Source organism: Streptomyces milbemycinicus, from assembly GCF_002154605.1.
In the GTDB taxonomy this organism is placed as follows: Bacteria; Actinomycetota; Actinomycetes; order Streptomycetales; family Streptomycetaceae; genus Streptomyces; species Streptomyces milbemycinicus.
This window is the reverse complement of record NZ_MUNE01000287.1, coordinates 1-21,269: the sequence shown is the minus strand read 5'-3', so window position 1 is coordinate 21,269 and position 21,269 is coordinate 1. Positions and strand designations below refer to the sequence as shown.

Sequence of the window (21,269 nt, the reverse complement as noted above, 5' to 3'; positions counted from 1 at the left end):
CTGGGTCAGCCCCGAGCAGTCGAAGGCGGTGGGCCCGGCCTGCCCCCACGCGTACGGCTGGCCCACCGCCCGGCGCGCGGCCTCGAGCGCGGCAGCGGCGCGCGGCGAGGACGGCGGCGGCTCGGGGCTGCCCACCGCCCGGGACATCGCGGGCGAGCTTTGCAGATAGGCCGCGCGCTGGGCGGCCGGCAGGGCGTTGAACAGCCGGCGCGCCGTGGCGAGCTTGTGCCGTACGGCCCGCTTGTGGCGGATGACGACCTTGCGGCCGTGCTCCAGCCGCGCGAGCCTGGCCGCCGCCTCCGCGCGCTGCTGGCGCAGCGTCCGCTGGGCGCTGTCGAAGACCCGTAGCTGCCCGGCCTGCCGCTTGCCGATGCGCTGCAAGGTTGCGGCCTTGTCGAGGTAGTTGGCGGGGTCCTCGGAGAGGATCAGCGCGAGGCCGGGGTCGACCCCGCCGGACCGGTACTGCCCGCCCGCGAGGGCGCCGAGCGCCACCCGCATCCGGTTCAGCCGCTCCTGGCCGCGGGCGACGCGGTCCTGGAGCCGGTCGACCTGGCGGCGCAGCCCCTGGGTGTGCGCCTCGGCCGCGTTGTAGCGCTCGGTCGCCCGCTCCGCCTGCGCGTACAGCCGCTCCACCGCGCCGGGGGTGGCGTGCGGAGCCGTGGCATGCGGAGCCGTGGTGTCCGAGGCGGGGTCGTGCGGCTCGGCGCTGGCCGGCACCGCCGACAGCGCTGCCACCGAGGCCACGGCGGCCGAGGCGGCGGCCAGGACGGTCAGGGGACCGGACCGAATGGTCAGGGAACCAGACCGAATGATCAGAGAACCGGATTGAGGGGAACGGCGACAAGACGCCATGGGAAGCCGCACTTCCTTCCGCTGTGTCGGGAAGTCCGCTATGTCGGAACTGCGCGCAGACAGTAGCCGTGCGAACACGCGCGGTCCAAGAAGCGTGGCGGGTACACAAGGTGACGCCCCGCCGGAGACGCAGGTCACCGGCGGGGCGGTCGGTCAGCGGACGCTTGTCCTCTTCCCCGAATTCCCCCGAACGGACGGTTCGGGTGCGGCGGGGATCAGACCCGGACGCCGAACATGAACGGCATGTTGTCCATCGACTCGTAGCGCACATTCGCCCCGGGCTTGGGGGCGTGCAGCACCTGGCCGTTGCCCGCATACAGCCCTATGTGGTGCAGATCGCTGTAGAAGAGCACCAGGTCGCCCGGCTTGAGCTGGCTGCGGCTTATGCGGGTGCCGGCGTTGGCCTGGTCCTGCGAGATACGCGGCAGGGAGGCGCCGGCCTGCGAGTACGCCCAGCCGGTGAGCCCGGAGCAGTCGAAGGAGGACGGCCCGGTCGCGCCCCAGACGTACGGCGAGCCTATCTTCGTCTTGGCGGCCGCCAGCGCGGCGGCGGCGATCTGCGAGTCGGGCACGTCGTTGCCCAGGTCGACCCGCTCGTTGGAGCGGTTGGCACGCTCCTGCTCCTTGGCGGCGAGCGCGGCCCGCTCCTGGGCGGTGAGGGTGTTCAGGAGCTGCTGGGCCTTGGAGAGCTTGCCCTGGATCTCCTTCTTCTTCTCGCCCAGCGCCTTACGGGTGTCCTCGAGGTCCTGGAGCTTCGTGGACGCCTCTTGGCGCTGCTGCTTGAGCGTGCGCTGCTTGTCGGCGATCTTGCGCAGCGACTCGGCCTGCTTGCCGCTCAACTGGCTGAGCGTGGAGGCCTTGTCGAGGTAGGTGTCCGGGTCGGAGGAGAGCAGCAGCTGCACGGAGGGGTCGATGCCGCCGGAGCGGTACTGGGCGGTGGCCATCGAACCGAGGCCGTTGCGGAGCTTGTTCAGCTCCTCCTGGCCGCGCGCCACCTTGTCCTGGAGTTCGCCGGTCTGCTTCTCCAGCTTCTCCTTCTTCTCCTTGGCGCCGTTGTACTTCTCGGTCGCCTGCTCCGCCTGCTCGTAGAGCGTGTCGACCTGCTCCTTGACGTCCTTCTTGTCCGCCTTGGGCGCGGCCTGCGCGGCCTGGGACGAGAGGGCGACGGCCGCAGCGGCGGTCGCGGTGAAGACGGTTACCCGAGTGCGGCTCGGCTGCTTGGGTCGACGGTGGGACGCCACGGGGGCGAGCTCCTTCTTCCTCGAGCCGCCTACCGGGTGAGTGGGGGTTCAAGACCCCGGCTCCGCGAAATGCAGCGCACGCGGACTCGGCGGTACCCCCGCTGACATCCCCGATGGATGATCAACCGCGCGGAGGTTCGAGCCGACCTTAGTGACCTCGTCGTGATCCGTTCAAATCCCACTGACAAAAAAGTCGGTCTCCGAGCGCATCTTTTACAAACATCACACATACCGTAACGGTCGGTTGACGCTCCGCAGGCGTCAACGGCCATACGAGCGCCGCCCCCGCGTCGTACGGAATCACTTAAGTACGTGCGAGCCGCTTGAGCAACAGAGCGGACGAGACCGGTCGTGCCCCGGCCTTGGCCACCCCGTCGGCCACCTCGCGGTCCGTCGAGACCACGACCACCGGCCGGCCCGGCGGCTCGGCCCGCACCAGCTGCCTGATCAGCTCGTCCGCGGTCACCCCCGGCTTACTGAACAGCACCCTCACCCCGCGCGGCGGCGCAAGCAGCACCGGCGCCGCCAGCTCCGCCCCGTCGAAGACACAGGTCATCTCGGCGCCGGACTGGGCCGCCAGCACCGCGAGCCCGCCCAGCAGCCGCAGCCGCTGCTTGTCCAGCGGCATCGTCGGATAGCCGGTCTTGGTGACGTTGTAGCCGTCCACCACCAAATGGGCCTGGGGCAGCGCCAGCAGCTGGTCCAGCAGCGCGGGGTCCATCTCCGACAGCGCCCTGGTCGCTATGTCCCTCGGCGTCATCTTGCCCGGCTGGACCGCGTCCACCGCGTCCGCCGGGCGCATCGACGCGGGCGGCAGCGCCAGTTCGCGCCGCAGCCCCTGCGCCGCGTCCAGCACCGTGTCCAACAGCAGCCGCACCCGCATGTCCTCGACGCTGCGCCCCTCCCGGGCCGCCCGCCGGCTGGTCTCCAGCGCCGACTCCGTCTCGGCGAGCCGGGCCCGCAGCCGCCGCGCCTCGCCCTCCGCCGTGGCCTGCCGCACCGCCGCCGCCGACCGTACGGACTCCAGCTCGGAGGCGGCCTTGCGCAGCGCCGCCTCGCCACGCTTGACGTCGCTGAGCGCGCTGCGCAGCTTCCGGTGCAGCGCGTCCGACTCCTTACGGGCCGCCTCCAGCTCGCCGCGGGACCGCTCGGCCTCCGTACGCGCCGCCGCCCTCGCCTCGGCCAGCTCCTCGCGCAGCCGCCGCAGTTCGCGCTCCGCCTCCTCGCCCGCCCGCTCGGCGGACGCCCGCTGCGCCTCCTCGCCCGCGGCCTCGACCAGCTTGACCCAGCCGGCCGGCCGCAGCACATAGGCCAGCGCCGCGACGTCCTCCGGATCGGCGGCGGCCGGCGGCGAACCGCCCTCGATGGCCTCGGCGAGCTCCTGCTGCGTCTCCCGCAGCCGCCCCGCGACCCGCTGCCGGAAGACCGGATCGGACTCCACGGCGGCGGCCATCGCATTGCCCGCGAACTTCGCCCGGCGGGTCGGGGTGAAGCGGGCGTACTGCCGCAGCTGGGCGGGCAGCTCGGTGACCATCAGCCCTCCGAAGGCATCCGCCACCAAGGCCACGACCCGGCGCCTGACCCCCTCCGGCAGGGGGCGGTCGAGCGCCTCGGCGACGCCCTCGGCGTCACCGGCCGACGCGGGGTCGCCCGTCCGCTCCACCACCTGTCATCGCTCCGTTCTCAGGCGCTCGCGCTCGCGCCCGGACGGTCGACCAGCTCGATCTGGTCGACCGCGTTGCACCAGCGGCAGCGCACCGACTCAATGGTCTCACTGACCACCTCGCGCTCCTCGATCCTCGGCTCCCCGCCCAGGTCGAGATGGACGTACTCGACAGCCTTCGTCGAACGCGTCACATCGAACCGGGTCAGGTTGCCGCACAGAGTGCAGCGCCAGCGAGTCTCGGCTGTCGGCAGGGGCACGGCCATGGGCGTCATCGTCCTCAATCGTCTTGGTCGCCTTGATTCCACTGTGGCACTCGGCGTGCTGTAACCCTACGGCCTGAGCCCTGCCCCGCGCCGGGGCCGGTGCGCTCCCCGGCCCCACCCCCGCGGCGGCGAGGCACTCTGGGCAGGTTGAGCCCGATACGCGATGATCTGCCCATGATCGAGACGTCGGAGGGGCCCGGCCGCCGCCCCCTGATGACTTACGCCCTCATCGCGTCCTGCTGCCTGATCTTCGCCTACGGACCGGCCTCCGGCCTCAACCCCGGCTATGGCACGGGAGGCGAGCTGCTGCGGGCCCAGACGGGCTACTTCGAACGGTGGGGGGTGGTGCCCAGCACTCTGTGGAGCGGCGCGCCCGCCGAACCGCTGACCCCGCTGACCGCGCTGTTCGTCCACGGCAACTGGCTGCACCTGCTCGGCAACATGCTGTTTCTCTACGTCTTCGGGGCGATGGCCGAGGAGCGCATGGGGCGGATCCAGTTCGCCCTCTTCTACCTCGCCACCGGCTATCTGGCGCTGCTCGGCTACGCCGCGGCGCACGCCGACTCCACCCAGACCCTGGTCGGCGCCTCCGGGTCCATCTCCGGGGTCCTCGGCGCCTTTCTGTGGCTGTTCCCCCGGGCCCGGGTGACCAGCCTCTTCCCGTTTCTGTTCTTCCTGCCCCTGCGCTTCCCCGCCTGGGTGGTGCTGATCTTCTGGTTCGCGCTGCAGTGGCTGGCCGCCCGCGGGGCCGACGACCGCCCCGGCGTCGCCTACCTCGCCCACCTCGTGGGGTTCAGCCTCGGGTTCCTCTACGCGTGGGCCCGCTTCGGGCGGACGACTAGAGTGAGCAGGGCAGTCAGGTCCAGCGAGGGAGAAAGCCAGCCGTGATCACTTCGATCGTGCTCATCAAGACCAGCGTGGACCAGATCCCCGAGATCGCCGAGCAGATCGCCGCGCTCGACGGTGTGAGCGAGGTCTACTCGGTCACCGGAGCACACGATCTGATCGCGATGGTGCGGGTGGCCCGGCACGACGACCTCGCGGAGGTCATCCCGGGCCGGATCAGCAAGGTGCCGGGCGTGGCCTCCACCGAGACCCATATCGCCTTCCGCACCTACTCCCAGCACGACCTCGAGGCCGCCTTCGCGATCGGCCTCGACGGCTGAGCACTCTCGCGCGACGTCACCCGCGGTCCGGGACGCAACGCCCGTCCTCGGTGCGGTAACTCCACTTCGCGCCGTCCCGGACCAGCTCCTTCACCGCGCCGACGAACCGCTCGACGTGCTCGTCCGGGGTGCCCGCGCCGAAGCTGACCCGGATCGCGTTCAGCGACCGCTCCCCCGGCGCGGCCTCCGGAGCCCCGCACTCGCCCGTCTCCCCGGGCTCGCCGCCCAGCAGCGTGCGCACCAGCGGATGCGCGCAGAACAGGCCGTCGCGTACGCCGATGCCGTACTCCGCGGAGAGCGCGGCCGCGAAATGCGAGCTGTTCCAGCCCTCCACGACGAACGAGATGACGCCCACCCGGGGCGCGTCATCCCCGAACAGCGACAACACCCGCACCTCGGGCACCTCCGCCAGCCCCGCGCGGACCTTGGCGATCAGCTCCCGCTCCCGCGCCACCAGGGACTCGAACCCGGCCTCGGTCAGCGCCTTGCACGCCGAGGCGATCGCGTACGCCCCGATGACATTCGGCGAACCCGCCTCATGCCGGGCCTCGGTGGTGTGCCACTCCACATCCACCCCGCCGTCGCCCTTGCGCGCGACCTTTCGGCTGGCGCCGCCGCCCGCGAGATACGGCCGGGCCTCGCGCAGCCAGTCCGCCCGCCCCGCGAGCACCCCGGCCCCGAAGGGCGCGTACAGCTTGTGCCCGGAGAACGCGACCCAGTCGACGTCCAAGGCCGCGATGTCCACGGGGTGGTGCGGGGCCAGCTGCGCGGCGTCCAGCACGATCCGGGCGCCGTACGCATGGGCCACCTCCGCCAGCTCCCGCACCGGCCACAGCTCACCGGTCACATTCGAAGCACCGGTCACACACACCAGCGCGGCACCCGTGTTTGCCTCAGCTCGCCAGTCGGCCAACGCCCGCTCCAGCGTCTCGGTGGCCTGCCGCGGGGAGCGCGGCGCGCTCAGATAGCCGACCTCGACGCCTTCCCGCTGCTGCCACGGCAGCAACGAGGCGTGGTGCTCCGTCTCGAACACGAACACCCGGGTGCCCTGCGGGAGGGCGGCGGCGAGGAGGTTGAGCGAGTCGGTGGTGGCGCGGGTGAAGATCACCTGATCGTCGGGGCGGCAGCCGAGGAAGGCCGCGACATCCCTGCGGCTGTTCTCGAACAGATCGGTGGACAGCTGCGAGAGATAGCCGGCCCCGCGGTGCACGCTGCCGTAGTACGGGGCGTAAGCCGCGATGTCGTCCCACACCCGCTGCAGGGCGGGGGCGCTGGCGGCGTAGTCCAGCGCGGCGTAGCTGACCTCACCGCCGGTGACGAGCGGGACGAGGACATCACGGCCGAGGACGGGCAGCGGGGAAATGGTTGCGGTGGCGGCAGCAGCGGTCGCGGACATGGCGAAGTCTCCCGGGAGGGCGAAGAGGTGAATGCGTCACGCGCGGGCAGGCGAAAGCCCGCCGCCGGGCACGTGGAGAAGAAACTCACCGCACGGACGAGAACCGTGCGAAATGAGGGAAAACTCAGGGAACAGGGCCCGACGGCCCTAGCGCATTCGCTGCATCACGGAAGAACTCCCTCGACAACCAGGACCCCTGGGTTCCGCGAGGGGTCCGCGCTTGCCGCAGACCTCATTGCCTGCGACCTGGTCATCACCCGGGGCACCCCGCCACGGACGGAGGGTTGCCGGACAGCGGGCCGGGGCCGAAGTCGCTGTCGCTCGTGACCTGCGCAGGAGTATGCCATGCCCCGTCACGAACCGAGACCCCTGTCCGCGATACGGACAGGGGTCCTATGGGGCATCTCGAGAGTCGGGGCTACGCGTTCGTGGCCAGCACCCAGCGTTCCAGGGAGGCTCGGGCCGCGCCCGAGTCGATGGAGACGGCTGCCTTCTCGATGCCCGCCGCGATGCGCTCCGTGAGGGGCTTGTCGCCGGGGCCGCCCTCCAGGGCGACCAGGGCGGCCGCCGAGTTGAGCAGTACCGCGTCGCGGACCGGTCCGCGTTCCCCGGCCAGGAGTCGCCGGGCGACATCCGCGTTGTACGAGGGGTCGGCGCCGCGCAGGGCGTCCACCGGGACGAGGTCGATGCCGACGTCGCGCGGGTCGAAGGTCTCCTGGCGTACGGTGCCGCCCTCGACCACCCACACCTGGGAGGTCGAGGTGACGGTCAGCTCGTCGAGGCCGTCGTCGCCGCGGACGACCAGCGCGGAGGTGCCGCGCTCGGCGAGCACACCGGCCATGATGGGCGCCATCTTGGCGTCCGCGACCCCGGTGGCCTGGGCGCGTACCCGGGCCGGGTTGGTGAGCGGGCCGAGGAAGTTGAAGATGGTGGCGATGCCGAGCTCGCTGCGCGCGGTGCCGACATGGCGCAGCGAGGGGTGGAACTTCACCGCGAAGCAGAAGGTGATGCCGGCTTCCTCGGCGACCTCGGCCACCCGCTGCGGGCTCAGGTCCAGGTTGACGCCGAGCTTCGCGAGGACGTCGGAGGAGCCGCTGGCGGAGGACGCGGCGCGGTTGCCGTGCTTGACGACCTTCGCGCCGGTGCCCGCCACCACGAGCGCCGACATGGTGGAGATGTTGACGGTCTTGGCCCGGTCGCCTCCGGTGCCCACGATGTCGACGGTCGCCCCGGGGACCTCGATCACGTTCGCATGCTCGTACATCGTGCGGACCAGACCGGACACCTCCGCCACGGTCGCGCCCTTGGCGCGCAGCGCGACCGCGAAACCGGCGATCTGTGCGTCGCTGGCTTCGCCGCGCATGATCCGGTCCATGACCCAGGCGGTGTCGTCGGCGGTGAGGTCGTGGCCGAGCAGCAGCGAGTCGAGTACGTCCGGCCAGGTGCGGGCCGTCGCGCGGTTGTCGCCTCCGGCTGGGGTCACAACGTCCATGGTCCGCTCCTGGATATCGGCTGGGCAGGGATGGGTCCGCGCAGTTCAGCTGTGCAGCGGCTGGCCCCTGGCAAGCCTATCGGCGTGGGCGGGGCACACGGTCCCGTGCCCGGGTCCCGGACAGCCCGCAGGCCCGGCACGAAGCCCAGGGCCCGCTGCAACGGCCCAGGGCCCCGGGCCGGACCTTGTGGTCCGGCCCGGGGCCCTGGTGTGTGGCGTACAGCTGAGGTGTGCGCTGAGGGGATCAGTGGTGGCCGTGGCCGCTGGTGATCTCCTTGTACTCCTCGGCGGTCGGCTTGGGGATCACGTTGTCCTCGCCGTAGTAGCCCTTGGACAGCTTGGCCCGGAGCTTCTGCGAACCCTTTATCTTCCGGCGGACACCGTTCTCGTCCTCCGCGGGGCCGACCTCGTACGGCTCGGGCTGCTCATGCTGGGTGAGCTTGTGCAGGTCCTCCTGCGACAGCGGCTGGTGCACCTCGATGAACTCGCCGTGCGGCAGCCGCTTGATGATGCCGGTCTCGCGGCCGTGCAGCACCTTGTCCTTGTCGCGCCGCTGCAGACCCAGGCAGATCCGCTTGGTGACGATGAAGGCCAGCACCGGGCCGGCGAAGAAGCCGATCCGGACGAACCAGGTGATCGAGTTGATCGACAGGTGGAAACTGGTGGCCCACAGGTCGTTTCCACCACCGACCAGCATCACCAGGTAGGCGGTCAGCCAGGCGACGCCGAAGGCAGTACGGGTCGGGGCGTTGCGCGGGCGGTCCAGGATGTGGTGCTCGCGCTTGTCGCCGGTGATCCAGGACTCGATGAAGGGGTAGACCCCGATCGCGAACAGGACCAGCGGGAAGAGCACGATCGGGATGAACACGCCCAGGACGAGCGTGTGGCCCCAGGCGTTGATCTCCCAGCCGGGCATCACTCGGACCAGACCCTCGGCGAAGCCCATGTACCAGTCGGGCTGGGCGCCGGTGGACACCTGGTCCGGCCGGTACGGTCCGATGGCCCAGATCGGGTTGATCGTGGCGACTGCGGAGAGGATCGCGATCACGCCGAAGACCAGGAAGAAGAAGCCGCCCGCCTTGGCCATGTAGACCGGCAGCAGGGGCATGCCGACCACGTTCTTCTCGGTCTTGCCGGGGCCCGGGTACTGCGTGTGCTTGTGGTAGAAGACCAGGATCAGGTGCGCGACCAGCAGGCCGAGCATGATGCCAGGCAGCAGCAGGACGTGGACCGGGTAGAGCCTGGGGATCAGGTCCATCCCGGGGAACTCGCCGCCGAACACGAACATCGAGATGTAGGTGCCGACGACCGGGATCGACAGGAACACGCCCTCGATGAACCGCAGACCGGTGCCGGAGAGCAGGTCGTCGGGGAGCGAGTAGCCGGTGAAGCCGGTCAGCATGCCGAGGAAGAACAGCAGGAAGCCGAACAGCCAGTTGATCTCGCGCGGCTTGCGGAACGCGCCGGTGAAGAAGACGCGCATCATGTGCACGAGCATCGCGGCGAGGAAGATCAGCGCGGCCCAGTGGTGGATCTGCCGGATGAGCAGACCGCCGCGCACCTCGAAGCTGATGTCGAGCGTCGAGGCGAACGCCTCGGACATCCGCACGCCCTGCATCGGGACGTACGGGCCGTGGTACACGACCTCTTCCATGCTGGGGTGGAAGAACAGCGTCAGATACACACCCGTGAGGATGATGATGATGAAGCTGTAGAGCGCGACCTCACCCAGCATGAAGGACCAGTGGTCCGGGAAGATCTTGCGCATATTGGCCTTGGCGAGGCTGTAGACGCCCAGCCTGCCGTCGGCCCAGTCGGCGACGCGCTCGCCCGCGGGGGCCTTGCGGCCGCGCTGCGTTTCAGTTGCAGTACTCATCCGCGCTCCCAGAATGCAGGACCGACGGGCTCCGCGAAGTCGCCCTTGGCTTCGAGGTAACCGTCCTTGTTGACCCCGATCCGCAGCTGCGGCAGGGCGTGCCCGGCCGGGCCGAAGATCACGCGGCCACCGTCGGAGAGGTCGAACGTCGACTGGTGGCACGGGCACAGGACGTGGTGCGTCTGCTGCTCGTACAGGTTGATCGGGCAGCCGACGTGGGTGCAGATCTTCGAGAACGCGACGATGCCGTCGTGCGACCAGTCCAGCTCGCGCTTGTCCTTGATGTTCTCCGGCTGCAGCCGGACGAGCATCAGGGCGGCCTTGGCGATCTGCGTCTGGAAGTCGTGGTCCGACTCCTTCATGCCCTCGGGCATGGCGAAGGTGAGCGAACCGACCGCGATGTCCTCGGGACGCAGCGCCAGCATGGTGTTGTAGTTCATCAGGCGCTTGCCCTTGCCCCACTTGGTGTGCCGGAGCTTGTCCTGCGGCAGCGGGCCGAGGTCGCGCAGCAGCACCAGACCGGCCAGCGGCACCAGGGTCAGCGCACCGAAGAGGGTGTTCCGGGCCAGCTTGCGCCGGCCGAAGCCGGACTCGGCGGCGCCCGCCGCGAAGTCCTCCAGGACCTTCGCCTTGACCTCGGGCGCGGCCTCGATCGGGTGACGCTCGTCGGCGACCTCCACATCGGACATCAGGGTGCGGGCCCAGTGGACCGCGCCCGCGCCGATGGTGAACAGCGCGATGCCGAGGGTCAGGCCGAGCGAGAAGTTCAGCGCGCTGATGTGGCCGAGCGGGAAGACATAGATGATCCTGTCGACCGGGAAGGCCACATACGAGGCGATGAAGGCGACCGTCGCCAGCATCGAGACCGTGAACAGCAGCGCGATCGTGCGCTCGGAGCGCCTCGCGGCGCGCTCGTCGATGTCCTGCTGACGGTGCTCATGGGGCGGCAGACCCGGGTCGGCGAACGGATTGCCCGCCGCCTCCACCTCGCCGCCCTCTTCCTGCCCGTGTGGCAGGTTAGCGTCTGGTTGTGAAATGTCGTGGCTACTCATGACTTCTTGGCCTTTGCGGTCCGGGCGGCGACCCAGATGGTCAGGACGATCATGGCACCCATACCGAAGACCCAGCCGAACAGACCCTCACTGACCGGACCCAGGCCGCCGATCTCCATACCACCGGGGGTCTCGGTCTTGTCGCTGTTGACCGTGTCCAGGTACGCGATGATGTCCTTCTTCTTCTCCTCCGGCATCACGGTGTCCGGGAAGGAGGGCATGTTCTGCGGGCCCGTCTGCATGGCCTCGTAGAGGTGCTTGGGGGACACACCCTCGAGGGACGGCGCGTACTTGCCGTTGGTCAGGGCGCCGCCCTTGCCGACGAAGTTGTGGCACTGCGCGCAGTTGGTCCGGAAGAGCTCACCGCCCTCGGCGACGTTGCCGCCCGCGGGGTCGAACTGCTCCTTGGTCGGCGTCACCGGGCCGGGGCCGAGCGAGGCGATGTACGCGGACAGCTGCTCGATCTGGGCGTTCGAGTAGATGTTCTTCTTCTTGGGCACCTGGGCCCCGGGCTGCTGCGCCGGCATGCGGCCGGTGCTGACCTGGAAGTCCACGGCGGCGGAGCCGACGCCGACCAGGCTCGGACCGTCGGTCGTACCCTGGCCGCCGGTGCCGTGGCAACTGGCACAGCCGACGGCGTAGAGCTTCTTGCCCTCCTCGATGGCGAGGGACTGGGCGGAGCTGTCATCGGCCTTCGCCTCGCTCGGCGAGAACGCGGCGTACAGCCCCCCGGTGACCGCCAGCGCGAAGAGTAGGACGACGAGCGCAGCCAGCGGATGGCGCCGTCGTGCGGAGAGCTTTTTCACGGATTACCCCGGTGTCAGGATCTTCTGCGTCGATGCTTTGAGGACGTGGTGCCGGTGCGGCGACCGGATTACTTGATCATGTAGATCGTGGCGAAGAGGCCGATCCAGACGACATCGACGAAGTGCCAGTAGTAAGACACCACGATGGCCGCCGTCGCCTGCTGGTGAGTGAACCTCTTGGCCGCGTACGTCCTGCCCAGGACCAGCAGGAAGGCGATGAGTCCGCCTGTCACATGCAGTCCGTGGAAGCCGGTGGTCAGGTAGAACACCGAGCCGTACGGGTCGGACGAGAGCGACAGACCCTCGTGCTTGACCAGTTCGGTGTATTCGAAGATCTGCCCGCCGACGAAGATCGCGCCCATGATGAAGGTGATCACGAACCAGGCGCGCAGCTTCTTCACATCACCGCGCTCGGCAGCAAAGACACCGAGCTGGCAGGTGAGAGAGGAGAGCACCAGGATCGTGGTGTTCGTCGCGGAGAACGGGAAGTTCAGCGCGGACGCCATTTCCTTCCAGTGCTCTGCGCCGGTCACCGATCGCAGGGTGAAGTACATCGCGAAGAGGGCCGCGAAGAACATCAGCTCGGAACTCAGCCAGATGATGGTTCCGACGCTGGTGAGGTTCGGCCGGTTGACCGACGGGTGCGCGTGCCCGGTATCTACTGCTGTTGCTGTCGCCACGACCGACATTATGTCGGTCGCTTATCCAGCCCTCACTCCCGGGGGTACCGTTCGGAGTGTCAAGGGCATCGATGCTGCTCGTACGGCCCGTTGCGAGCGGGGATCCGGCAGTTGTCGAGCGCTTGCCGGCCGGTCCCCCGAAGGAAGGACGGGGTTGCACGCCCCCTCCTCCCCAGAGCTCTACCGGAGTAGCATCCGCGCCAGAAGTCCAACCACGTAACGCGGAGGAACGATGCAGCCGACCGCCACGGTGCTGGTCTACAGCGATGACGCGGGCACCCGCCAGCAGGTCCGGCTCGCCGCCGGGCGGCGGCCCGCCCCCGACGTCCCGCCCGTGGAGTTCGTGGAGTGCGCGACCCTCCCCGCCGTCCTCTCGGCGCTGGAGGACGGCGGTATCGACGTCTGCGTACTGGACGGCGAGGCGGTGCCCGCGGGCGGCATGGGGGTCTGCCGGCAGATCAAGGACGAGATCTTCCGCTGCCCTCCGGTTCTGCTGCTCATCGGCCGCCCGCAGGACGCCTGGCTGGCCACGTGGAGCCGCGCCGAGGCCGCGGTCACCCATCCGGTGGACCCGGTGGCCCTCGCGGACGCGCTGGCGGGGCTGTTGCGCCAGAAGCTCGCCGTGGACGCCTGACGCGTCACCCTCCTGCATCCGGGGCCGCCCTACACCTGGGGCCGCAGCCTGGCCGATTCGGCCGTGGTGCCGCCGTCGGCCCGTGCTGAGGCCACGGCACTGCCCGCGCGCCACTTGTCCCAGGCCATGTTCCAGTCGCCGAATCCGTTGTCGAACGTCGTCATCATCGCGCCATGGCTGTTCACGACCTTGACGATGTCGCCGAGGCGCACGGTGTCGAAGAACCAGCGCGCGTTCTCGTTGCTCATCCCGGTGCAGCCATGGCTGACGTTGGCCGCGCCCTGCGAGCCGACGGACCAGGGCGCGGCGTGGACGTACTCACCGCTCCACGTCACCCGTGCGGCCCAGTGGACCAGCAGGTCATAGGAGTTGCCGAGGCCGATGCTGGCGCCGGTCATCCGTACGGAGGACTCCTTGGCGAGGATCACCTTGATGCCGTTGCGGGTGTCGAAGCCGGGCATACCGGTGGTGATCGGGATGGTACGGATCGCCTGACCGTTCTTGAGCACCGTCATCTGGTGGGTGCCGGAGTCGGTGATCGCCTCGAGACGGTCGGCGGTGTGCAGCCGCAGCGGCTTGGAGGCGGCGCCGTACAGGCCGTTCGCGACCCGGATGCCCTTGAGGTTGGCGTGCACGTCGATCGTGGCGTGCGCGGGCCAGTAGTCGCGCGGACGGTAGTGCAGGGTCCGGTCGTCCACCCAGTGCCAGACGCCGTCCACCGCGGGCTGTGAGTCCACCTTCAGGGCGCGCTCGACGACGGCCCGTGCCGAGGCGTCCTTGACGGGCGCGTTGAGTGAGGCGGTGACGGGCTGCCCCACCCCGTAAGTGCCGGCGTCGGGCCCGAAGGTGACCCGCAGCTTGCTCTCGGCCCCCGAGGTGTCGAAGCCGATGGTCCGGCGCCCCGGCGCCCCGTCGGCGTCCTCGGTGCTCACCCGCAGCGTGTAGTGCGTTCCGGCGGCCAGGGGCACGGTGCTGCGCCAGCGCTTGCCGTCGGGCGTGAGCTCCCCGCGTACGTACCGCCCCGCGGAGTCGGTCGCCGTGACGTCGGTGATGCGGCTGTCGTCGCCCTTGGCCGTGACCTCAAGTGGCTTGTCGGGGTCGGCCTTGTGGGAGCCGCCCACGCCGCTGAAGGCGACCTGGTCGGCCGCGTCGTACGGCTTGGCCGCCAACGGGTCCGAGGAGGGGCCGCCGCATCCGGTGAGCCCCGTCGCTATCAGGGGTGCCAGCAGCAGAGCGCAGCCGAGCACCGTCCGGGATCGGGGTGATCGAGGTGTGTGGCTCATGGTCACAAGCTAAGAAGACCGGCCCCGGATGGCTCGCGGTATGTGGCAGTCGAGTGAATGGGAGGACCTGGGTGTCGGGGGCGTCGGGGGTGTCGGGGTCCGGCGGGACAACGAAGCGGGGCCCGGACACCTGGAGAAGGTGTCCGGGCCCCGCTCGGACCCGGTTCACCGGGGCCCGCTGAGCCGAGTTCCGGTGAACCGGGTTCCGGCGGCTGACCGGTTACTGGTTCTGGTTCTCACCGCGGTAGTACTCGAACACCCAGCCGAAGAGGCCGACCAGGATGATCGGGGCCGAGAAGTACAGCAGCCACCAGCCGAAGATCACGCCCATGAAGGCCAGGGCGCCACCGATCGCCAGGGAGAGCGGCTGCCAGCTGTGCGGGGAGAAGAAGCCCAGCTCACCGGCGTCGTCCGCGACATCGGCGTCCTTGTTGTCCTGCGCCCCGACATCCACCCGGCGGGCGGTGAAGGCGAGGTAGTAGCCGATCATCACGCTCAGCCCGAAGGCCAGGAAGAGCGCGGTGGTGCCGGCCGGCTCCTTCGACCACACGCCATAGACGATCGCCATGACGAGGATGAAGACGGCGAGCCAGATGAAAAGTCGGCCTTGGACCTTCACTTGCCGGCCTCCTTGCCACCCACGAGGGCCTTGTCATCGGACGCGGCGGCCCCGTGGTTCTCGAGCTGGTCGAGGGCCGCGATCTCCGGGTGGTGCAGGTCGAACGCCGGGGATTCGGAGCGGATGCGCGGCAGCGTGAGGAAGTTGTGCCGCGGCGGCGGGCAGGAGGTCGCCCACTCAAGCGAGCGGCCGTAGCCCCACGGGTCGTCGACCTCGACCTTCTTGCCGTACTTGGCGGTCTTCCAGACGTTGTAGAAGAACGGCAGGATCGACAGACCGAGCAGGAACGAACTGATGGTCGAGATGGTGTTCAGCGTGGTGAAGCCGTCGGCCGCCAGGTAGTCGGCGTACCGGCGCGGCATGCCCTCGGCACCGAGCCAGTGCTGGACCAGGAACGTACCGTGGAAGCCGATGAACAGCGTCCAGAAGGTGATCTTGCCCAGGCGCTCGTCCAGCATCTTGCCGGTGAACTTCGGCCACCAGAAGTGGAATCCGGCGAACATCGCGAACACGACCGTACCGAAGACCACGTAGTGGAAGTGGGCCACCACGAAGTACGAGTCCGAGACGTGGAAGTCCATCGGCGGCGAGGCCAGGATGACACCGGTCAGACCGCCGAAGACAAACGTGATCAGGAAGCCGATCGTCCACAGCATCGGGGTCTCGAAGCTCAGCGACCCCTTCCACATGGTGCCGAGCCAGTTGAAGAACTTGATACCGGTCGGCACCGCGATCAGGAACGTCATGAAGGAGAAGAACGGCAAGAGCACGCCGCCTGTGACGTACATATGGTGCGCCCACACCGTCACCGAAAGGCCCGCGATCGAAATCGTCGCGCCGATCAGGGAGATGTAACCGAACATCGGCTTACGCGAGAAGACCGGAATGATCTCGGAGACGATTCCGAAGAACGGTAGCGCGATGATGTACACCTCTGGATGGCCGAAGAACCAGAAGAGGTGTTGCCAGAGCAATGCGCCGCCATTGGCCGCGTCGAAGACATGTGCCCCGAATTTACGGTCCGCCTCCAGGGCGAACAGCGCGGCGGCCAGGACCGGGAAGGCCAGCAGCACCAGCACACCGGTGAGCAGCACGTTCCAGGTGAAGATCGGCATGCGGAACATCGTCATGCCCGGAGCGCGCATGCAGATGATGGTGGTGATGAAGTTGACCGAGCCGAGGATGGTGCCGAAGCCGGAGAAGGCCAGACCCATGATCCACATATCGGCGCCCACGCCCGGCGAGCGGACCGCGTCCGACAGCGGCGAGTACGCGAACCAGCCGAAGTCCGCCGCGCCCTGCGGGGTGAGGAACCCGGCGACCGCGATCAGCGAGCCGAACAGGTACAGCCAGTAGGCGAACATGTTCAGCCGCGGGAACGCCACATCAGGGGCGCCGATCTGCAGCGGCATGATCCAGTTCGCGAAGCCGGCGAACAGCGGCGTGGCGAACATCAGCAGCATGATCGTGCCATGCATGGTGAACGCCTGGTTGAACTGCTCGTTCGTCATCAGCTGCGAACCGGGACGGGCCAGCTCGGCGCGCATGAACAGCGCCAGGAGGCCACCGATGCAGAAGAAGGCGAACGACGTGACGAGGTAGAGCGTCCCGATCGTCTTGTGGTCGGTGGTGGTCAACCACTTGACGACGACGTTCCCTGGCTGCTTGCGGCGCACGGGCAGCTCGTCCGCTTGCGCGGTGGCTGCGTCGGCACCCTGAGGTTCGTTGAGGATGCTCATCGGTTCTTGGTCTCCGCGTTCTTGGCGGCTTCCGTCTGCTCAATGCCCGCCGGGATGTAGCCGGTCTGGCCCTTCTTCGCCAGGTCCGCCAGGTGCTTCCGGTATTCCTTCGGAGAGACGACCTTGACGTTGAAGAGCATCCGCGAGTGGTCCTGGCCGCACAGCTCGGCGCACTTGCCCATGAAGGTGCCGTACTTGTTCGGGGTCACCTCGAAGCGGTTGGTGTGCCCCGGGATGACGTCCATCTTCATCAGGAAGGGGACCACCCAGAACGAGTGGATGACATCACGGGAGGTCAGGATGAACTGGACCTTCTCACCCTTGGGCAGGTACAGGGTGGGGCCCGGCCAGCCCTTGTCCGGGTTCCGGTCGCCCGGGGTGCCCGCCTCGTAGACGCCCTCGGCGCCCTTGGGCACGGCCTTGAGCATGCGGTCCGGAATCGACGAGACCTCCTCGGGGGTCTTCGCCGGCGTGGACAGGTTCCCGTCCACGTTCTCCATGTAGTTGAAGCCCCAGCTCCACTGGTAGCCCACCACGTTGATCACATGGGCCGGCTTCGCGGAGGTCTTCAGCAGCTCGTTCTCATCACGCGCGGTGAAGTAGAAGAGCACCGAGACGATGATGATCGGGACCACGGTGTACAGCGCCTCGATGGGCATGTTGTACCGGGTCTGCGCGGGAACCTCGATCTTGGTCCTGCTGCGGCGGTGGAAGATGACCGACCACAGGATCAGGCCCCAGACCAGCACGCCCGTGGCGAGCGCAGCCGCCCACGAGCCCTGCCACAGGGAGAGGATCCGCGGCGCCTCCTCCGTGACCGGGGTGGGCATTCCGAGGCGGGGGAAGTCCTTTGATGTGCAACCGGTGGCGGTCGCCAGGACCAAGCCCGCGGCCAGCGCCTGCAGCAGCTTCCGCCGCACCGGGCGCCGCGACGAGCGGTCGGAGCCGTTGGGACTCACGTAGCGCCTTCCCGAGAGTCTCGCCCGCACGGCCGCGGCCGTCTCGCTGGTCGGTCGCCGGCCCGGTGCGGGCAGGGGTTTGGATGTTTATGCGGAGCAAACCCTACTGGACGTCTTTTAGGGCTGCGCGGGGAGGGTGCCCAACGCGCCGGGGTGCTCCCCGAAGAGGTGGAGGAACCCGTTCGAAGGGGACCTGAAGAACAGCTGAAGCGGCCCGAAGAGCCCCGCGAAGACCCGGAAAAACGCCTCCGAGGCACCGACGCGACTTCCGCGGGCTGCGACTAGCGTTCTGGCTGCGACTAGCGTTCTGTATGTGCCCTACTTCGACGCCGCTTCGTCCGCCCCACTGCACCCCGTCGCCCGCCAGGCGCTGCTCGCCGCGCTCGACGAGGGCTGGGCCGACCCGGCCCGCCTCTACCGCGAGGGGCGGCGCGCCAGGCTGCTGTTGGACGCGGCGCGGGAGGCGGCGGCCGAGGCCGTCGGCTGTCGTCCCGACGAACTCACTTTCACCTCTTCGGGTACCCGCGCACTGCACGACGGCATCGCCGGAGCCCTCGCCGGCCGCCGCCGGGCCGGCCGCCATCTGGTCGTCTCCGCCGTCGAGCACTCCGCGGTGCTGCACGCCGCGGCCGCCCACGAGGCGGGCGGCGGCACGGTCAGCGAGGTCCCGGTGGACAGCACCGGCCGCATCGCGCCGGGCGGGTACGCCGCCGCGCTGCGCGACGCCCCCGGCCCGACCGCCCTGGCCGCTCTGCAGTCCGCCAACCACGAGGTGGGCACCCGGCAGCCGGTGGCCGAGGCCGCGGCGGAGTGCGCGGAGGCGGGTGTGCCGCTGCTCGTGGACGCCGCGCAGTCGCTGGCCTGGGGCGCGGTCGCGGGCGACTGGTCGCTGCTGACCGCGAGCGCCCACAAGTGGGGCGGCCCGTCGGGCGTCGGCCTGCTGGCCGTACGCAAGGGCGTGCGCTTCGCCGCCCACGGCCCGGCGGACGAGCGCGAGTCGGGCCGCGCCCCCGGCTTCGAGAACATCCCGGCCGTCGTGGCGGCCGCGGCCTCGCTGCGCGCCGTACGGGAGGAGTCCGCCGCGGAGGCGGAGCGGCTGCGGGAGCTGGTCGACCGGATCCGCACACGCGTGCCCCGGCTGATCCCCGACGTGGAGGTGGTCGGCGACCCGGAGCGGCGGCTGCCCCATCTGGTGACCTTCTCATGTCTCTATGTCGACGGGGAGACACTGCTGCACGAGCTGGACCGCGCGGGCTTCTCCGTCTCCTCCGGCTCCTCGTGCACCTCAAGCACCCTGACGCCGAGCCATGTGCTGCGCGCGATGGGCGTGCTGTCCGAAGGCAACGTCCGCGTCTCGCTGCCGCTGGGGACGCTCGAGGAGGACGTGGAGCGGTTCCTCGGCCTGCTGCCGGACGTGGTGCGCCGGGTGCGCGGGCAGTTGGGCGCACCGGAGCAGGACGAAGAGGTTGCGGCGCGTTCGGCGGCCCCGGCGGCCGTCTCCGGTCCGGGCGGCGAGGAGAGGGAGGATGAGCTGGTGGTCGACTCCCTCGGCAAGCTCTGCCCGATCCCGGTCATCGAGCTGGCCAAGGTCATCGGGGACGTCCCGGTCGGCGGCCTCGTCACGGTGCTCGCCGACGACGAGGCCGCCCGGCTGGACATCCCGGCGTGGTGCGCGATGCGCGGCCACGAATACGTGGGCGAACGCCCGGCCGACCGCGGCACGGCGTACCGCGTCCGCCGCCGGGCGTAGGCCCCGCGGAACCCCTCAGCTGCCCAGGTGCGGCTGGATCTCGGAGGCCGCGTCCTGGCCGTACGCCTTGGCGAAGCGCTCCGTGAAGTGGCCGCGGCGCAGCTCGTACTCCTGGGGGCCGAGGGTCTCGATGACAAGCGTGGCGAGCATGCAGCCCACCTGGGCCGCGCGCTCGAGGGACAGGTCCCAGGAGAGCCCGGCGAGGAACCCGGCGCGGAACGCGTCGCCGACGCCCGTCGGGTCCACCTTCGCCTCCTCCTCCGGGCAGCCGACGACGATCGGCTGCTCGCCGGCGCGGTCGATCCGTACGCCCTGCGCCCCGAGCGTGGTGACGCGGGTGTGGACCTTGGCCAGGATCTCGTCCGCCGACCAGCCGGTCTTGGTCTCGATCAGCGCCGCCTCGTACTCATTGGTGAACAGGTAGTCCGCGCCCTCGACGAGCAGCCGGATGTCGTCGCCGCCCATGCGCGCGAGCTGCTGGGAGGGGTCGGCGGCGAACGGGATGTTACGGGTGCGGCACTCGTCGGTGTGGCGGACCATCGCCTCCGGGTCGTCCGCGCTGATGAGGACGAGGTCGAGCCCGCCGACCCGGTCGGCGACCGGCTGCAGCTCGATCTGACGGGCCTCGCTCATCGCGCCGGTGTAGAAGGACGCGATCTGGTTGTGGTCGGAGTCGGTGGTGCACACGAAGCGCGCGGTGTGCAGCACCTCGGAGATATGGACGGAATCGGTGTCCACTCCGTGGCGCTCCAGCCAGGCCCGGTACTCCGCGAAGTCCGCCCCGGCCGCCCCGACGAGGATCGGGCGCAGGCCGAGGACGCCCATGCCGTAGCAGATGTTGGGGCCGACACCGCCGCGGCGGACGTCGAGGGTGTCCACCAGGAAGGAGAGGGAGACCGTGTGCAGCTGGTCTGCGACCAGCTGATCGGCGAAGCGGCCGGGGAAGGTCATCAGGTGGTCGGTGGCGATGGAGCCGGTGACTGCGATACGCACGGCTGGTCTGCTCCTGCGGGAGACGGAGGAAAGTCGGAGGAAACGCGCGCCTTACGCTATCGGCTCCGCCACCCCCGCACGAATGGTCGAAACCACCCGATAGTAGCTCTTTGCTTACCGCGTTCACGATGCACACGACGCCGGTTACGGCGCATGGAGGAACCACACGCCCCCGCGCTCCGTCTCAGCGGCGTCCCCTCGCGAGAGATGGGACGGTACAGCCAAAGCGGAGCCGAAGGAGCGAAACGGTGAGCACCGAGGACACCGACACCCCACAGACCCCCGAAGGCGAGAACCCTCGGCCGCGGCGGCGTTCGCCGCTGGCCATCGCCTCGGTGGCGGCGGCGGTGCTGCTCGCCGGTGGCGGCGGGGCGTACTGGGCCTCCACCGCCGCGGGCGGCGGCACGCAGGATCCGGGCGCCGCACAGAAGGACGGTTCGCCGAAGCCGCTCGCGCTGGACGGATTCGCGTCCTCGGGCACGGAGGGGATCGCGCCGGGCGAGCCGAACCCGTACGGCCGGGAGTACAAGGCCGCGGGCAAGCTGCCGGACGGGCCCGAGTCGGCGCCCGTGTACCGGACCGGCGCCAAGGTCTCCAAGGCCGAGGTGGCGCGGCTGGCCAAGGCCCTGGACGTGGCGGGCACCCCGCGCCCGGACCACGGCGTATGGAAGGTCGGGGGCGCCAAGGACGCGATGGGCCCGGTGCTCCAGGTGAGCCAGAAGGCGCCGGGCGGCTGGTCGTACACGGCCTACGGGTCCCCGGGCGGCACCTCCTGCGTAGAGCCGCCGGACACCGCCACCGG

General features: G+C 69.7%; 19 protein-coding genes, 1 pseudogene and 1 riboswitch. Of the genes and pseudogenes, 5 read left to right on the top strand and 15 right to left on the bottom strand.

Annotation, left to right across the window (positions count from 1 at the left end):
- The 4 genes from CCN51_RS22905 to CCN51_RS22890 all read right to left on the bottom strand — a co-directional run.
- The coding region (locus tag CCN51_RS22905) for a coiled-coil domain-containing protein (protein ID WP_245881669.1) at positions 1-735 on the bottom strand (735 nt) is incomplete at its 3' end.
- Positions 736-1,067: 332 nt separating this feature from the next.
- Positions 1,068-2,093, bottom strand: coding sequence for a C40 family peptidase (locus CCN51_RS22900; RefSeq protein WP_014180395.1), 1,026 nt, complete (start codon positions 2,091-2,093; stop codon positions 1,068-1,070).
- A gap of 304 nt (positions 2,094-2,397) precedes the next feature.
- Complete coding sequence (locus tag CCN51_RS22895) at positions 2,398-3,759, bottom strand: NYN domain-containing protein (RefSeq protein ID WP_043487788.1); 1,362 nt, start codon at positions 3,757-3,759, stop codon at positions 2,398-2,400.
- Positions 3,760-3,776: 17 nt separating this feature from the next.
- The gene (locus CCN51_RS22890) at positions 3,777-4,022 is read right to left on the bottom strand and encodes a hypothetical protein (RefSeq protein ID WP_014180393.1); all 246 of its coding nucleotides are present in this window, start codon (positions 4,020-4,022) and stop codon (positions 3,777-3,779) included.
- 174 nt (positions 4,023-4,196) lie between these two features.
- Here CCN51_RS22890 and CCN51_RS22885 point away from each other — a divergent pair, with 174 nt between their 5' ends.
- Together CCN51_RS22885 and CCN51_RS22880 are read left to right on the top strand one after the other, a co-directional pair.
- On the top strand, positions 4,197-4,910 hold the full coding sequence (locus tag CCN51_RS22885; RefSeq protein WP_014180392.1) for a rhomboid family intramembrane serine protease: 714 nt from the start codon (positions 4,197-4,199) through the stop codon (positions 4,908-4,910).
- Positions 4,907-5,188: an Lrp/AsnC ligand binding domain-containing protein gene (locus CCN51_RS22880; protein ID WP_014180391.1), complete on the top strand. Its 282-nt coding sequence runs from the start codon at positions 4,907-4,909 to the stop codon at positions 5,186-5,188. Before CCN51_RS22885 ends, CCN51_RS22880 begins: the two co-directional genes overlap by 4 nt.
- A gap of 16 nt (positions 5,189-5,204) precedes the next feature.
- On the opposite strand, the gene CCN51_RS22875 is transcribed toward CCN51_RS22880, so the two are convergent.
- From CCN51_RS22875 to ctaE, 6 genes are all read right to left on the bottom strand, one after another.
- Positions 5,205-6,584 carry an aminotransferase class V-fold PLP-dependent enzyme gene (locus tag CCN51_RS22875; protein WP_014180390.1) on the bottom strand — a complete coding sequence of 460 codons (1,380 nt, stop codon included), beginning with the start codon at positions 6,582-6,584 and terminating at the stop codon, positions 5,205-5,207.
- Positions 6,585-6,795: 211 nt separating this feature from the next.
- Positions 6,796-6,913: riboswitch (SAM riboswitch) on the bottom strand.
- An 89-nt stretch (positions 6,914-7,002) separates the two neighbouring features.
- Positions 7,003-8,076 carry an anthranilate phosphoribosyltransferase gene (gene trpD, locus CCN51_RS22870; RefSeq protein WP_014180389.1) on the bottom strand — a complete coding sequence of 358 codons (1,074 nt, stop codon included), beginning with the start codon at positions 8,074-8,076 and terminating at the stop codon, positions 7,003-7,005.
- A 244-nt stretch (positions 8,077-8,320) separates the two neighbouring features.
- The gene (gene qcrB / locus CCN51_RS22865; protein ID WP_014180388.1) at positions 8,321-9,952 is read right to left on the bottom strand and encodes a cytochrome bc1 complex cytochrome b subunit; all 1,632 of its coding nucleotides are present in this window, start codon (positions 9,950-9,952) and stop codon (positions 8,321-8,323) included.
- The gene (gene qcrA, locus CCN51_RS22860) at positions 9,949-11,004 is read right to left on the bottom strand and encodes a cytochrome bc1 complex Rieske iron-sulfur subunit (protein ID WP_043487786.1); all 1,056 of its coding nucleotides are present in this window, start codon (positions 11,002-11,004) and stop codon (positions 9,949-9,951) included. The genes qcrB and qcrA overlap by 4 nt, the downstream gene beginning before the upstream one ends.
- A complete protein-coding gene (gene qcrC / locus CCN51_RS22855) occupies positions 11,001-11,810 on the bottom strand; it encodes a cytochrome bc1 complex diheme cytochrome c subunit (RefSeq protein WP_014180386.1) in 810 nt (269 codons plus the stop codon). The genes qcrA and qcrC overlap by 4 nt, the downstream gene beginning before the upstream one ends.
- 68 nt (positions 11,811-11,878) lie before the next feature.
- Complete coding sequence (gene ctaE / locus CCN51_RS22850; protein ID WP_014180385.1) at positions 11,879-12,499, bottom strand: aa3-type cytochrome oxidase subunit III; 621 nt, start codon at positions 12,497-12,499, stop codon at positions 11,879-11,881.
- Positions 12,500-12,722: 223 nt separating this feature from the next.
- On the opposite strand from ctaE, the gene CCN51_RS22845 reads away from it, so the two are divergent.
- Positions 12,723-13,124 carry a hypothetical protein gene (locus CCN51_RS22845; RefSeq protein WP_086860026.1) on the top strand — a complete coding sequence of 134 codons (402 nt, stop codon included), beginning with the start codon at positions 12,723-12,725 and terminating at the stop codon, positions 13,122-13,124.
- A 29-nt stretch (positions 13,125-13,153) separates the two neighbouring features.
- On the opposite strand, the gene CCN51_RS22840 is transcribed toward CCN51_RS22845, so the two are convergent.
- The 4 genes from CCN51_RS22840 to ctaC all read right to left on the bottom strand — a co-directional run bounded on the left by CCN51_RS22840 (position 13,154) and on the right by ctaC (position 17,724).
- Positions 13,154-14,407, bottom strand: coding sequence for a L,D-transpeptidase (locus CCN51_RS22840; protein WP_078610973.1), 1,254 nt, complete (start codon positions 14,405-14,407; stop codon positions 13,154-13,156).
- Between the two features lie 220 nt (positions 14,408-14,627).
- Complete coding sequence (locus CCN51_RS22835) at positions 14,628-15,026, bottom strand: cytochrome c oxidase subunit 4 (protein WP_014180382.1); 399 nt, start codon at positions 15,024-15,026, stop codon at positions 14,628-14,630.
- Positions 15,023-16,765 (bottom strand): aa3-type cytochrome oxidase subunit I, encoded by a 1,743-nt coding sequence (ctaD, locus tag CCN51_RS22830; protein WP_086860024.1) that lies wholly within the window; start codon positions 16,763-16,765, stop codon positions 15,023-15,025. Before ctaD ends, CCN51_RS22835 begins: the two co-directional genes overlap by 4 nt.
- Positions 16,762-17,724, bottom strand: coding sequence for an aa3-type cytochrome oxidase subunit II (gene ctaC, locus CCN51_RS22825; protein ID WP_014180380.1), 963 nt, complete (start codon positions 17,722-17,724; stop codon positions 16,762-16,764). The genes ctaD and ctaC overlap by 4 nt, the downstream gene beginning before the upstream one ends.
- Positions 17,725-18,037: 313 nt before the next feature.
- Between ctaC and CCN51_RS22820 the strand changes: the two genes are divergently transcribed.
- Positions 18,038-19,474 (top strand): cysteine desulfurase/sulfurtransferase TusA family protein, encoded by a 1,437-nt coding sequence (locus tag CCN51_RS22820; RefSeq protein ID WP_014180379.1) that lies wholly within the window; start codon positions 18,038-18,040, stop codon positions 19,472-19,474.
- A 15-nt stretch (positions 19,475-19,489) separates the two neighbouring features.
- Here the strand turns inward: CCN51_RS22820 and CCN51_RS22815 are convergent, their stop codons facing one another.
- Positions 19,490-20,467, bottom strand: coding sequence for a carbohydrate kinase family protein (locus CCN51_RS22815; RefSeq protein WP_014180378.1), 978 nt, complete (start codon positions 20,465-20,467; stop codon positions 19,490-19,492).
- Positions 20,468-20,715: 248 nt separating this feature from the next.
- On the opposite strand from CCN51_RS22815, the pseudogene CCN51_RS22810 reads away from it, so the two are divergent.
- A pseudogene (locus CCN51_RS22810) lies at positions 20,716-21,269 on the top strand (hypothetical protein); the annotation flags it as partial.